The organism is Robertmurraya sp. GLU-23 (assembly GCF_052983275.1).
This window is the reverse complement of sequence record NZ_JBRKCV010000003.1, coordinates 259,667-274,142: the sequence shown is the minus strand read 5'-3', so window position 1 is coordinate 274,142 and position 14,476 is coordinate 259,667. Positions and strand designations below refer to the sequence as shown.

Annotated in this window: 13 protein-coding genes; 1 reads left to right on the top strand and 12 read right to left on the bottom strand. The window is 38.6% G+C overall.

Annotation, left to right across the window (positions count from 1 at the left end; translation table 11 throughout):
- Window positions 1–106: 106 nt before the first annotated feature.
- The 4 genes from dprA to ACVBAX_RS08805 all read right to left on the bottom strand — a co-directional run bounded on the left by dprA (window position 107) and on the right by ACVBAX_RS08805 (window position 4,469).
- Window positions 107–1,159: a DNA-processing protein DprA gene (dprA, locus tag ACVBAX_RS08820; protein WP_447116682.1), complete on the bottom strand. Its 1,053-nt coding sequence runs from the start codon at window positions 1,157–1,159 to the stop codon at window positions 107–109.
- Window positions 1,152–2,081, bottom strand: coding sequence for a YifB family Mg chelatase-like AAA ATPase (locus ACVBAX_RS08815; protein WP_447116681.1), 930 nt, complete (start codon window positions 2,079–2,081; stop codon window positions 1,152–1,154). The genes dprA and ACVBAX_RS08815 overlap by 8 nt, the downstream gene beginning before the upstream one ends.
- A complete protein-coding gene (locus ACVBAX_RS08810) occupies window positions 2,078–3,742 on the bottom strand; it encodes a recombinase family protein (RefSeq protein ID WP_447116680.1) in 1,665 nt (554 codons plus the stop codon). The genes ACVBAX_RS08815 and ACVBAX_RS08810 overlap by 4 nt, the downstream gene beginning before the upstream one ends.
- Before the next feature lie 184 nt (window positions 3,743–3,926).
- Window positions 3,927–4,469 carry a site-specific integrase gene (locus ACVBAX_RS08805; RefSeq protein ID WP_447116679.1) on the bottom strand — a complete coding sequence of 181 codons (543 nt, stop codon included), beginning with the start codon at window positions 4,467–4,469 and terminating at the stop codon, window positions 3,927–3,929.
- A 263-nt stretch (window positions 4,470–4,732) separates the two neighbouring features.
- Here ACVBAX_RS08805 and ACVBAX_RS08800 point away from each other — a divergent pair, with 263 nt between their 5' ends.
- Window positions 4,733–5,545: a hypothetical protein gene (locus ACVBAX_RS08800; protein ID WP_447116678.1), complete on the top strand. Its 813-nt coding sequence runs from the start codon at window positions 4,733–4,735 to the stop codon at window positions 5,543–5,545.
- A gap of 253 nt (window positions 5,546–5,798) precedes the next feature.
- On the opposite strand, the gene ACVBAX_RS08795 is transcribed toward ACVBAX_RS08800, so the two are convergent.
- The 8 genes from ACVBAX_RS08795 to ACVBAX_RS08760 all read right to left on the bottom strand — a co-directional run bounded on the left by ACVBAX_RS08795 (window position 5,799) and on the right by ACVBAX_RS08760 (window position 14,475).
- Window positions 5,799–6,872 (bottom strand): hypothetical protein, encoded by a 1,074-nt coding sequence (locus tag ACVBAX_RS08795; RefSeq protein WP_447116677.1) that lies wholly within the window; start codon window positions 6,870–6,872, stop codon window positions 5,799–5,801.
- Window positions 6,873–7,023: 151 nt separating this feature from the next.
- The gene (locus ACVBAX_RS08790; RefSeq protein WP_447116676.1) at window positions 7,024–7,680 is read right to left on the bottom strand and encodes a magnesium chelatase domain-containing protein; all 657 of its coding nucleotides are present in this window, start codon (window positions 7,678–7,680) and stop codon (window positions 7,024–7,026) included.
- Window positions 7,661–8,245: a transposase gene (locus ACVBAX_RS08785; protein WP_447116675.1), complete on the bottom strand. Its 585-nt coding sequence runs from the start codon at window positions 8,243–8,245 to the stop codon at window positions 7,661–7,663. Before ACVBAX_RS08785 ends, ACVBAX_RS08790 begins: the two co-directional genes overlap by 20 nt.
- Before the next feature lie 763 nt (window positions 8,246–9,008).
- Complete coding sequence (locus tag ACVBAX_RS08780; RefSeq protein ID WP_447116674.1) at window positions 9,009–10,703, bottom strand: glycoside hydrolase family 13 protein; 1,695 nt, start codon at window positions 10,701–10,703, stop codon at window positions 9,009–9,011.
- 20 nt (window positions 10,704–10,723) lie between these two features.
- Window positions 10,724–11,692: a sugar phosphate isomerase/epimerase family protein gene (locus tag ACVBAX_RS08775; RefSeq protein ID WP_447116673.1), complete on the bottom strand. Its 969-nt coding sequence runs from the start codon at window positions 11,690–11,692 to the stop codon at window positions 10,724–10,726.
- Entirely contained in the window at window positions 11,689–12,717 is a 1,029-nt protein-coding gene (locus tag ACVBAX_RS08770; protein ID WP_447116672.1) for a Gfo/Idh/MocA family protein, read from the bottom strand. Before ACVBAX_RS08770 ends, ACVBAX_RS08775 begins: the two co-directional genes overlap by 4 nt.
- Window positions 12,717–13,748, bottom strand: coding sequence for a Gfo/Idh/MocA family protein (locus tag ACVBAX_RS08765; protein WP_447116671.1), 1,032 nt, complete (start codon window positions 13,746–13,748; stop codon window positions 12,717–12,719). The genes ACVBAX_RS08770 and ACVBAX_RS08765 overlap by 1 nt, the downstream gene beginning before the upstream one ends.
- Window position 13,749: 1 nt before the next feature.
- Window positions 13,750–14,475, bottom strand: a complete 726-nt coding sequence (locus ACVBAX_RS08760) for a ThuA domain-containing protein (RefSeq protein WP_447116670.1) — start codon at window positions 14,473–14,475, stop codon at window positions 13,750–13,752.
- Window position 14,476 lies beyond the last annotated feature (1 nt).

Below are 14,476 nucleotides of genomic sequence, written 5' to 3'. Positions count from 1 at the left end.
AGGGTGTCTGTCACCCTTCGTGGACAGTTCCACCCAGTTTGTACGTGTGGAGTGGACACTTTTTCACAAAAATAGGGTTGGCTCTTTGTGAGCCAACCCTTAATCGTTATATTCTAACTACTTGATCTCCTCTTATTATAATCCTTCCTTCTAATTCCAATGAAAATAGTTGCTCTTCTAGATCTCTATGTTCCGACCCTAACACCTGTTTTAATTTGCTGATTGAGCTAGACTGTGGTATTTTCTCCAATAAAACTAAATTTGTATCTAGTTTAGTAGCAGCTATAGAATCCATACTCACATTTTCGTGAAATACTGACTCCACTCCAATATATGGTCTCTTTCCTTTTACCAATAATTGATTACACCCTTGGCCTTCTAATGAATAAATAGGATGCGGGACTGCATATACCTCCCGTTTCTGCCTTTCAGCAAACTTCGCGGTCCAGAGTGCCCCACTTTTGACACCAGCCTCAACTATAATGACTTCGTTTGACCAAGCACTAATTAAGGCGTTTCTTTCGACAAAATGCTGCTGTTTAACTGGTGTTCCAGGCGGATATTTAGATAAAAATACACTTCCTGATTCAATCAGTTCATCATAAAGTTTTCGTTGTTCAGCGGGGTAACATATGCCTACTCCACTTCCTAAGAAGGAAATCGTTTTACCCCCCTCCTTCATACAGGCAGCTTGCGAATACGAATCGATACCTTTCGCAAAACCACTTACTAAGACTACATCCCTTTTAGCAAGTCCTTTTCCTATGTCCCTGGCAACCTTTTTCCCATACTCAGTACAACGTCTTGCACCAACGACTCCAATTGATCGTTCAAACTTCTGTAACCTACCCTTATAATAAAGAAGGATTGGCGACTCACTACATGTCTTTGCGATTTCAGGATACCTTTCATCTGTAATGTGTAACAAACCTATACCCTTTTCTTCAATGGTTCTACTAATTGAATCAACTTTTTCAAAACTCTTGTTATCAATTATTTGTTGAATCATTCGTGTAGTGATACCAGGAACTCCACTCAATTCCGTTTGTGTTGATTCGTAAATCCTCTTAAGATCACCATTAAAATATGAATAGAGATTCTTCTGCATAACTGGACCAATATATTTTAATGTTGATAGCCAAATCCAATACTTATCCATGGCCTCCTCCAAACAAATGAAATGCGTCTTTATCCAAGTCTCTACTTTGTAAACTTACTCTCATGTTATTTGAATTTATTTTCTCTTCACCTTCTAGATCAGCGATGGTCCGCGCCACTTTTATAAATTTATGAAGACTCCTACCACTATACTTAAAACGATCGTATGCCTTTTGAAGCAATGAAGTAGTTTCAGAATCTAAAGGACAAAATTGCGTGATTAAGGATGCCGTTAGTTGAGCATTTGAGCTTATTCCTGATATATTTTTGTACCGTTTTTCCTGGATCTTTCTTGCATTGTCCACCCGCGCTTTTAATTCAGCCGAACTTTTTGATGGAAGAACATCTGAAAAGAAATTTACGTTATTAACGTATTTCTGAATATCCATTCGATCCATGATAGGACCCGATAATCTTTGCCGATATTTAATAATTTCGTAGTCTGTGCATCTACATTTTTCATTCCCAAAATAACCACAAGGACAAGGATTCATCGCACCAACTAGCATAAAATTAGCAGGATAGGAGTTTGAACCCCACACTCTCGTGATTGTGACCATCTGATCCTCAAGAGGCTGCCTTAGAGCATCAAGAGTTTTCCTACTGAACTCAGCGATCTCATCAAGAAAAAGAACCCCATTATGTGCAAAAGAAATCTCTCCTGGCTTCGCAAATGGTCCACCGCCAATGAGTGAGTTTGTTGAAGCATTATGATGGGGTGCACGAAACGGTCTCTGTGTTATTAAGGTTCCTTTTTCATGTAACATACTTGCTATGCTATAAATCTTGGTTACTTCTAATGACTCCTTTTCACTCATCTCAGGAAGGATCGTAGGAATTCTTTTAGCAATCATTGATTTGCCACAACCGGGTGGACCAATCATAAGTACATTGTGATACATAATCCAGTTAATAATACTCATTCCTTGAGGTACATTAACTGGACAGTATCCGTTCTCTTTCCTAGCTTTAAATCCTCATATTTGCCAACATATTTATTTATTACATCAAAGGCTTTAAGTTGAAGTCTAAGAGTAGGCTTTTTACTATCCTCCGCACTTCTTTCAACATTTATTGTTTTGATACTGTCAATTATCTCTTCTCTAGTAAAAGCTTCTTTAATGCCTTCTGATTCAATTTTAAGAATGATTTGATTTACCTCTTCAATGTCATCAAAAATCTCGCTTTGCTCCTTAGATAGTTCTTTAATCTCAAAATTTATTTTTCCAATCCTTTCGTCTATTTCTCCGCTTTTATTGGAAAGTTGTTTCTTATCAAATGTATCTTCTAAATACAAGTCGAGTAATTTACTTTTTTGTTTTTCCAATCGTTCTAACTCATCTCTCTTGTTCAGAACTTCGTTTACACTGTCTTTATCTATGCTTTGTTTCATTCTTTCCTTAATTTCTTTTAGCTGTTTAATTTGTACATCTTTATTACTTAAAAAAACATGGAAAAGTCCACCATTTGCAAGACCGAAAATGATTTCTTCAATGCTGTATTCTTGGACATTTACATTGTCACAGTCTTTCGTCCCTTTTGTTTTTTTAGTGGAGCAATTGTAGAATACCCTACCTTTATCATTGTTCCTTGTATAGCTTGCTCCACATTGGGTACATTTAATTAATCCTGCAAATTCACTATTCCCGTGATTAATTCCCCTTTGTTTACCTGCTTTTGACTTCCGCATTTTTTGAGCATTTTGAAATAATTCTTTATCAATAATTGCAGGTACTCTATCTTCATGAACAATCCACTCGTGTTCAGGTCTTAATTTTGGCGTTTTTTTCTTATTAAATATTGTTCCAGTATCAAACTTGTTTCGTACTAAAACACCACAATATTTTTCATTTGATAGGATTTTCTTTATGGTACTTTTTGCAAAAGAATTTCCTTCTCTAGTCTTAAATCCATTTTCATCAAGATAGTCTATAATTTTTCGTATGCCTAAATTAGCATTTACATACAATCCAAAAATAATTTTGATTATTTCCGCTTCCTTCTCAATAATCTCTAATTCCTTTGAATCTACATTGTATTGATATCCGAATAACTTTGTATTAACGAAAATATTGCCTTTCTTTGCACCTTCAAACTGACCGAATCGAACCTTCTTGCTCTTATCAATAGAATCTTGTTGGTCAAAATTTAAAAACAAATTAAGTACAAACTCGAAGTCTTCTTGTTCAGTAGTTAAATCTATATCAAGAAAATCAATAAACACCCCGTTTCCCCTTAATTTTCTAATAATTTGAATCGCTTCTACATTTCGTGCAAATCTACTAGTGTTTTTTACAATTATTCGATTAAATAAAGGTTTTCTATCCTTATCAATCCTAAATGTTGGTTCTCCTTGTACATCAATAATATTTAATCCTCCGTCAAATAGCATTTGATTAAATTGTTCTCGTTTACTTAAAGATGTACCTGTAATCCCTTTGTCTGCATAAATCTTATAAAGTTTATAGTTTTCATTCTTGTTAATTTCACGTTTAAAGTAGGATTTCTGATTTTCAAAACTGTTTTCTTGGTCTTTTGAATCTGTTGATACCCTACAATAAGCACAGACACTAATCTTACTCAAATCTAACACCACCTTGATAATGTTTCATTATATATATAATATTACATTATCATCGTTTATTTTCAATCGTATAAATCTAGTACAAAGTAGGGCTGAGGATGTATTAACCCACCCACATAAAAGGAAAGGAGTACATTTACTATAAATGTACCCCCACATAATAAAAAGAATAATGAATCGTTCCTTACAATCCGAAGTCATCAATTGCTTCGTCCATCATATCTTGATTAATCCCTATATAGCGTAATGTTACACTTGGTGCTGAATGATTAAATATATTCTGTAACAATGCTACATCCTTTGATTTTTGATAAAAGTGATAACCAAATGTTTTTCTTAAAGTATGCGTCCCTATCTCTTCCAACCCCACCTTGTCAGAAGCTTTATTTAGCACTCTGTAGGCTTGTACTCTTGTAATAGGCTTATCGCCCTTCCGGCTCGGAAAAAGCCATTCATCGTCTCCCATTCGCCTTGTATACTCGTCTATAACTTTACGTAATGTTATGTTGATTTTAAAACGCTTTGCTTTATTTGTTTTCTTTTCTCTTATAGTAATGTAATCCTTGTCCCTTACATCCATAACCTTCAATTGAAGTATGTCACTAATACGTAAAGCTGAATTGATACCGAATACAAATAGAAAATAATCTCGATAAGATTGCTGGATAAGAACCTCTTTCATTTCCTCTATCATTTTTTTACTCCTAATCGGCTGAACAGTTTCCATATTTTTAACCACCTTTACATTCATTATGTTACTTACAATGTAACATAATGAATAATAAAAGACAATATTTTTGACCAACCGTCTTAAAACACTGATATAACAGCATTTCTTTACCATTACCAATGTAACAAAATTATTATTTTGTTACATTCATTCTAGAACCCCTTTTTAATTTTTTCCAACATTTTTTCCCACTCTATTTACAGTGGGTAATTCTTCCTATAACATTATTTAAATACAGAAAGTTGGAGGGGGTATTAGATATGCGAAAGTTATTATTGCTATTATTTATAATTACTATTGTATTAGTTGGATGTTCCATTGGAGGAAAAAGCAAACCCGAAGATGTTCGACAAGAAGTATGGGATGATGGCATTCAGATGACTATTGCAATTAATGAATCGGTTAAGAATGAGAAGCCATCTTCTGAAGGTGTGTTCGATAGAATGAGGGCATGGGAAGAGGAAAAAGAACTATCTAAGAAAGAAGAAGAAATTTCTGATAAAATAAGTGATTTAGTAGGAAATTCTGCAAAGGTTGGTATTTCATTGTTTTTTGGTGATGTTGATAAAGAAATCCAAACGGAATATGAAGAATCATATAAAAACTTAGAAGAGATTTTTGGAAAATCAAATTTATCTGCGGAAAATTTAGATACGGATTTTGTACAAACATTGGAAATGGCAAGTGAAGAAAAAGATAAGGAGCAGATGGAGAGTAAGAAAAAGGATTTTATAGCAACAACTAATATCAGTGTTACTGCTGATGAGGTTCAATATAATATGCCCAACAACTTAGACAAGGAATTTTATTTAGAAGGAACAATAGAACTTTGTGATTATTACAATTATGGATTTACATATGAAGAAGATTATTTTTGCGGACAATTAACTCCATTTGATGGAGGCTATTCAGATTCATGGTATTTATATTTTGATAGAGATTCATTTGATGGTGTATACGACCTTTTATTAGAAAGAAATATAGATTTAAGAGTTTCTGCTGAAATTCCTGAATATATGTATGAAAAGGGACAAGGTAAGATGGCATATGTTAAAAGAACAAGTGCATATTAATTTCGTTTTGGTATTTAATTAAATTTATAAATACAATTATTTTATAAGTTATAGGCAAAATTAACTTTTTTTAAGTTCAATTTTGCCTTTTCTACTTCTTAATTAATACATCTATAAGTTATTATATGCATGGATTCAGCAAAATTTGTTCATTCGTTCGTAGAAAGTTTTCTATGTTTGTTGAAGGATGTGTATTTAAGGCTAAATTACTAATGGGGTAAAAAGTTTACATTTTAGCAAAACACATAAAAAACTAAACCTTAGACGATAAAGCCTCAGTTTCAGATGATAATATTATATTTTTGTAACCATCTAAACAATACATCTCCTTAATTGTTTTATTTGCTTTTCTGTATTCCAATCCATTTTTAATCAATATCTGGGTAATACTTCTATTAAATTCCCTTTCGATGATGTTCTTTTTACTTCCTTTATTAAATCCGTATTCTGTCACATTAATTTTAGAAAGATTGATTTGTAAGTTGTTTATTATGTCATCCTTTGTAGTATATCCTTTTTCATCTATTCTTTTTATGATAAAGGATTCAATTTCATTTGTGACATAATTGCTGTACTCTGTAATAAATCGCTCGTCTTGAAAAACATTGTTCGCAAACTCTTGTCCAAAAACCTTTATCAAGTAAGTCTTGGAGAATCCATTTGACCTAAAGTTATTTTCTAATAATACTTTGGCAATAGATTCCGCTTGTGAAAGTAATTCATCATCGTAAAATGGGATGGTATAAAAAGTAACCTCTTTTAGTGCTACAGCAGGTATTCCAAGTCTTTTAGCTAATTTGTTTTTTTCAACAATTGCTCGCTCTATTACCATTTGATTTTCGATTTTTTCAATCGGTACTTTTTTAATTAAACCAACCGTACAAAAAATATTTATATTTCTATTCCAAGTGTTATATTGTCCATAATTGAATACAATTGGCAAATCTCTAGACCTTGCATAGAAATAATATGAATAAGATTTTTGTTTTTTACTTCTATGAATCCTGCTTAATGGACTAATCAATTTATCAATAGAATAGTGAATAAAGTCGGTTAAGTACATCATGTTTCTCTTTATCACCTTGTAAAGATAAGGAAACTGTTCTGATAAATTTCTTATTTCGCCTAATATTGTTAAGTTATGATTTATCTTTGAAAAGTGTCCAATTAACTCATCTTCATAAAACTCCGAGTAATTTGGGTGAAAGTTTTGCTTAAAGCTTTGCATACCTTCTTGTGTGATTGGATATTTTATTTTGTTTATATCAACTAAAGCACTTTCCTTGAAGTAAAACTTTGGTTTTAGTGAATCTTTTTTGTTCTTCAAACAATCACCTTTTCTATACATTTACAGTTGATATGATAACTATGTGGAACAATAAATCTACTTTTTTCACCACTTCATCAGATTATACATTTAATAATTCTATTACTCAATAATCACTCATACATCAAAATTAACTAACCTTGACTATGTATCATAATATGAGGAGATTATGTCCTCCAGCTGCCGCTATTATCATGTAATTAAGGATGGTTTCCTGGCCCTTAACATCAATAAAATCCAATTTGGTTTGTTGTTCTGGAATACCTTTTTCATTTAGTAATAATTCGTCTGGAACCTTCCCTCCCAAAATTTCAACAGCCTCTCTTAAATCTCTACATCCAAAGATTTCTACTCCTTTTACTAATTTCGCTTCCTGTACATTTTCTATTGGAAGGAGAATTTTCTTAATTCCAACCTCTTGCGCTTTTAAAACCATGGGAAGGATTCCACTGCTTCCACGAATGTTAGCGTTCAATGAAAGTTCTCCAATAAATGCGGTTTGATTCAAATCTCTTGGTTCTGGTATTTGATTGCTTCTTAAAAGTAACCCTATTGCCATAGCTAAGTCGTAATGAGTTCCCGTTTTCTTCATATCAGAAGGGGCAAGGTTAAAAACCACTTTGAATACAGGAAAAACAAAGCCTGATGATAACATTGCTGCTTCGAGTCTTTCTCGTGCCTCTTTCACTGCCTTATCACCTAACCCAACAATGGATACAGAACTCAGCCCCACCATTGTATCTGTTTCCACTTCAACCACCTGCCCATCAATCCCCAGCAAAGCAAAACTATAAACACTCGAGGCCATACAACCGCTCCATTTCCTTTGATCCATAATTCTCTTTTTGCATCAAAAACTCTAGATAGTGTTCTCGCATTGGTTCGGGAAAATAGGAAAGGATTTGTTCTTTTGTTACAAGGGGATTATGTTCGTTGAAGATGTAGGCTCGGTAACTGCTCCAAGGGTAAGTTTCTACGGATTCAACCATACCTGCAGATAAGGGGTTTCTGTGAATATAACGGCTAAGGTCTAACTCATGTTCAGGGGAATCGATTATATCGTGGAAATATCTCTTTTCGAATACATGTCCGGAGAAGTCATATTTGAGGTTAAAATACCTGGCGTATTTGCTATGAAGGTATTTGATGATCGGGCCTGGAGGAATTTTCGTGGTTTCAAGCTGAAGATGAATATGATTGGACATAAGGCAGTAGGTGTGGATATTAAAATCGTATCTTTCTTTAGTTTCAAATAATATTCCTAAGTATTTCCTTCGATCAGGATCATCGTAAAACAAGGGTTGCTTCCTGATTCCTCTACTTGTGATATGATACTTCGCACCCGGAAACCAAGTACGTGCACGTCTTGCCATGCGTGAACCTCCTTTAATTAGAATGGTGTTTTTTGTGGAGAACTTGGTAGTTTTAAAAAACGGGGTAGCGGGGTTTCTTGTATTATACTACTCTCTCACCCACCAATAAATAGAGTCAACAGTTTACCTCATATAAATCATAATAAACGTAACAATCTCTCTTCCCTCCAAACTGTCCATTCTAGAAAGACAAAAGGGCCAAATCTGTCCACGAAGGGTGACAGACACCCTAAAAAGACAGATTGCCCATATTTGTCCACCGAGGGTGTCTGTCACCGCAAGATGTGGCATCAACTATATGAACAATCACCTTACCCTCACCTTCAACTTAAAAATAAAAACGAGGACTAAATTATCCCCCTGTCTCTATATTGTAATAGCAATGTTATAATTCTTAATCAAATTGTAACCAGTCTATAATAACATTCCTCTATTATTGTCCTAGGGTATTTAACAATAGAGGAGTTATTTCATATGTCCAAAATAAAAGCTATCCTGTGTTTAATCAGGAGATATCATAAATACAGCTACTATACAAGTGAATGTGTATTATGTGGAAAGAAAAGATAATACCTCTTAACCCCCAATATTCATTAACAATATTGGGGGTTATTGCTTTGGGAAAGCGGAGGCTTGTATTATACTACTCCCCTCCTCTACCAACTGTCCACTCCAGAAAGACAAAAAGACCAAATCTGTCCACGAAGGGTGACAGACACCCTAAAAAGACAGATTGGCCCTATTTGTCCACGGAGGGTGTCTGTCACCGTAAGATGTACACTCTCGTTTCATACGGTTGTAGGGAGAATTCTTTGCGAAGCTTTTGATCTTCTACTTCATAGTTTGCCAACACTAGTTCAAAGTCTCCTAGTTTTCCTCCAGCACTAACAACAGAACTTCCCGGCACTCTGAATCTTGTCACGTCTTCGCTGAAGTTATTGACCACAAGCGCCATCTTTTTGCCCCATTTGCGTATATACGCAAACAGCTTCGGATGATTCGCTAGCAATAACTCATACGTACCGTACACGAATACCGGCTGGTCCTTTCTCAACCGGATCAACTGCTTATAAAAGCTCAAGATCGAATCCGGATCGTCCAGCTGTGCCTCCACATTAATATCCACATAATTCGGGTTCACCCCAAGCCAAGTTGAATCTCCACTTGTGAATCCAGCTTTATCCGATGAAGCATTCCACTGCATCGGCGTGCGCGAATTGTCTCGGCATTGCTTCCAGATAAGCTTCATGAGCTCCTCGTGCGAGCGACCCTTTTCGCGTTCCACCCGGTAATAATTCACCATTCCCACATCGTTGTAATCCTCAATCCTCGGGAATTGCACGTTTGTCATTCCAATTTCTTGGCCTTGGTAAATGAACGGAGTTCCTTTCATCAGGAAGTACAGCGCAGCCAGCATTTTCGCGCTTTCCTTCCAGTACTCCTTGTCATTTCCCCAGCTCGACACACGGCGCGGCTGGTCGTGATTTTCGATGAAGAGCGCATTCCAGCCTCTTCCTTCCAATCCCGTTTGCCACTTTGTTAGCGCCTTTTTCAACGCGCGCACATCCACACGACTATCATCCGAGTTCTTATCCCACAGGTCCAAAAACTCAAACTGAAAAATCATATTAAAATAGCCGTTCTCTTCGCCAACCCAGCGATCCGCGTCAGCAATCTTAACCCCATTAGCCTCCCCAACGGTCATCACATCGTACTTTTTAAAGGTCCTCTGTGAAAAGTCAGCCAGCCACTCATCGATTCCTTCCACATTCATCATATAAGGAAAGCAAGGAACCACATCTAGCCCATTGGGATTCGGCATATCTGGGAATCCTGGCTTCTTTTTAATATGAGAAATGGCATCCACACGGAATCCATCAATGCCCTTATCAAGCCACCAGTTCACCATGTTCTCCAACGACTCACGCACCTCTGGATTTTCCCAGTTTAAATCAGGCTGACGTGTCGAGAAGATATGCATGAAATACTGGTCGGTCGCCTCGTCGTACTTCCAAGCCGGACCACTAAAAATGGACTCCCAGTTATTCGGCTCCTTGCCATCCTTCCCGTCAGCCCAAATATACCAATCACGCTTCGGGTTATCCTTGCTCGACCGTGACTCAATGAACCAAGGATGCTCATCGCTCGTATGATTGATCACCAAATCCAAAATAATCCTCATCCCACGCTCATGAACGCCCGCCAATAGCTCATCAAAATCCGCCATCGTGCCAAACTCATCCATGATGTCATGATAATCGGAAATATCATAGCCGTTATCGTCGTTTGGCGATTTGTACATCGGTGAAAGCCAAATCACATCAATGCCCAAATCCTTTAAATAATCTAGCTTCGAAGTTAACCCTTTTAAGTCGCCAATCCCGTCTCCATTGCTATCCATAAAGCTTCTCGGATACACCTGATAAGCGACGCTTTCCTTCCACCACTTCTTGTTCACGTTCGCACCTCTATTTCTGCTTACACCCACCACATTTGTGATACCGGCTGTTCAATTAACACGGACTTTAAATTCACCACTGCACGAGTGAAGCCTTCTTCAATCGACATAATTGGATCTTCATGTTCAATGCTCACAACATAATCGTAGCCGTAAGTTCGTAACGCACTCATCATATCGGACCATTCTTTCAAGCTGTGTCCACAACCCACACTGCGGAAGTTCCACGCACGAGTTCGGATCTCCCCATACGGCTGCATATCGGTCAATCCGTACATATTGACATTGTCTTGGTCAATATACGTATCCTTCGCATGAAAATGATGAATCGCATTTTCTTTTCCTAAAATTTTAATCGCAGCCACCGGATCAATTCCCTGCCACCATAAGTGACTTGGATCTAGGTTCGCCCCAATTGCGTCACAAGTTTCCTCGCGTAGCTTTAACAAAGTATATGGTGTGTGAACTAAAAATCCGCCATGTAACTCTAGACCAATTTTTACATTATGATCTTTCGCGTATTGTCCAACTTCACGCCAGTAAGGAATCAACTTCTCTTCCCACTGCCATTTCAACACATCGCCATACTCATTCGGCCAAGGTGCCACCGGCCAGTTCGGCTGTTTCGCATCCTCGGAATCACCAGCTGTACCAGAGAAACAGTTCACTACTGGTACGTTTAAAAGTGACGCCAACTTGATCGTCTTCAACAACGTATCATGGGACTCTTCCGCAAATGCCTTATCCGGCGAAATCGGATTTCCATGACAGCTGAACGCACTAATAATCAAGCCGCGCTCTTCCACTTTACGAAGATACTCCACTCTTGCTTCTTCACTAGCCAAAAGACTGTCCAGATCACAATGGTTATTCCCTGGATAGCACCCCGTACCAATTTCCACCGCATGTAAGCCTGCATTTTTTACCGTATCAAGCATTTCCTCAAATGATTTCTCTGCAAAAAGTACTGTAAATACACCTAGTTTCATCGTGAACCTTCCTCCCTTTCACTGCTCTCGTATATCTTGTCAATAATCTGTGATACTTGTAGCGCTTCTTCTGGTTTTACCACAAGGTCCGCTTCACCCAAACAAGCCGCGACAAAATTCCTTGCCTGTGGCACATCTGGTTCCTCTTCCCCTGGCAGCCAATCCGCTTGCGTGTTAAAAAGCATGCCATTTTTCGTTGTGTAGAGTTCAAATGGGAATACATTTATTCCGCCTTCAACACCCGAAATGCTGACATTCGCAACATCTTCCTTTATATTCGCAGCCCAAGACGTTTCAAACAGCATTGATGCCCCGTTTTCAAACGTCATGTAAGCCGTTACATGATCGTCCACTTCAAACGTCTGATGGTCAAACTCTCCCCATTGGTTCACTTGACCAGGCACCCTACTCAACGTATTGTACGCGCGACCCGTAACGCTTGTTTGCTTCGGATTGCCCATCAGCCATAGGGCCAAATCTAGTAAATGGCAGCCAAAGTCGATTAAACTCCCGCCACCTTGAAGGTCTTTGTTTGTAAAAACACCCCAGCCTGGAACCTTGCGACGTCTGAGGGCTTGAACCCGGACAACCAGTGCCTCCCCAACGTCTTCCATCGACTTCTTAGCCACGATGGCTTCCTTCATAAAACGGTAGTGATACGCGATCGCGAGTACCTTGTTTGCCTTTTTTGAAGCGTCAATCATCGCCTCACACTCGGCAGCACTTAACGCCATCGGTTTTTCACAAAGCACGTGAACTCCCGCTTCAAACGCAGCAATCGTAATTTCTGCGTGAAATTTATTCGGAGTACATATACAAACCGCATCTACCTCTTGAAAAAGTTCTTTATAGTCCTGGAACACATGTGGGATATTGAACTTTTCTGCCGCCTCACGAGCTCGATCACCATTCACGTCACTAACGGCCGTAATCGTGCATTTATCGCCTAAAGCAAGAAAAGCCGGGATATGGCGGGCCTGTGCAATCCCGCCAACCCCGATAATCCCGATTCGTAGCTTTTCCATTATTCTTTTACTCTCACAATCTGTTTTGTTTCATTTGACTCAAGAGCTGCTAAGATTACTCCAAGAGACTTCATTCCCTCTTCTCCGCTCACAGCCACTTCTCTATCATTTAGCACAGCATCCACAAATAGATCAATTACATGCGAGCTACTTTGGCCACCCTCATCATTGGACTGAATTTTTCCAAGCTGGTAATTCACCACGTCACCATTCTTGTATTGAACAACTAACGAATTGGTTGGATCGTCCTCTAAACGAAGAATTGCGTTTTCTCCATAAATAATCGTTGAGTTATCTTCCTTGCTCACATACGACCAGCTCGCCGCAAGCGTCCCAATGATACCGCTTTCTGTTTTCAACACACAAACTGCCGTGTCATCGACTGTAGCAAATTCCTTCGCACTCGTCTCAACAAATGCACCCACTTCAACGATTTCTTCTCCTAGTATATAACGTAGAAGGTCTGTTTTATGAACGCCTAAATCGCCCATCGCACCAACGAACGCTTTGTCTTTTTGGAAAAACCAACCTTCCTTGCCTTCCACGCTCCAGCCTTCTGGTCCACCGTGTCCGAAAGCCGTACGGAAGCTATAAATCTTCCCAACTTCACCGCTCTGAATCAGTTGACGAGCTTTTTGGTGAGAGGCCACAAAACGTTGGTTGTGCGCGATCATCAGCTTTTTGCCACTATTTTTTGCTGTCTCAATCATCGACTTTGCTTCCTCTTCAGAAGTCGCCATTGGCTTTTCACATAGCACATGAACGCCTGCAAGCAGCGCGGCATTGGAGATTGGTGCATGAAGATAGTTCGGTGTACATACGCTCACCGCATCCACTTCCGCATTTCTTAAAAGTTCCACAAAGCTTGTGTACGATGGAACTCCGTACTTTTCACCGATTTCAAGTGCTCTCTCTGCGTTATTGTCACAAACTGCCACAAGCTCCACATTTGGATTTGCTGCATATTCAGGTAAATGGCGATGGCGCGCGATACTTCCGCAGCCAATTACACCTACACGTAATTTTTTCATGCTAATTTCCCCCTTTGATCGTTTCTAACGGTTTTGCATTTCCGTATACTGGACGCTCTCTCTTCACTGGCTGTGCCCATTTGACAGCGTTTGTGATGACCTTTTGAATTTGTTCATTATGGTAAGTTGGGTACGTTTCATGTCCTGGACGGAAGTAGAACACCTTCCCGTTTCCGCGCGTATATGTACAACCGCTTCGGAACACTTCTCCACCCTCAAACCAACTAGTAAAAACAAGCTCGTCTGGCTGTGGAATATCAAAATGCTCACCGTACATTTCTTCCTGCGGTAACTCAATATATTCAGGGATTCCTTCTGCGATCGGGTGACTCGGGCTCACTACCCATAGGCGCTCTTTCTCATCTGCTTCACGCCACTTCAAATCACAGCTCGTTCCCATTAAAGTTTTAAAGATTTTCGAAAAATGACCAGAATGTAGCACAATTAAGCCCATTCCATCAAGAACGCGCTGCTGCACCTTTTGTACGACATTGTCTGACACTTCGTTATGAGCAAGATGCCCCCACCAAACAAGTACATCTGTATTTGCTAACACTTCATCTGTTAATCCATGCTCCGGCTCATCAAGAGTCGCTGTCTTCGCTTCGTAACCTGCTGAAGTTAAAAACGACGCAATCGCCCCGTGAATACCCTCCGGATAAATATCCCTTACCACTGGATTCTTCTGCTCATGTCGATTCTCATTCCATACTGTTACCTTCACCACG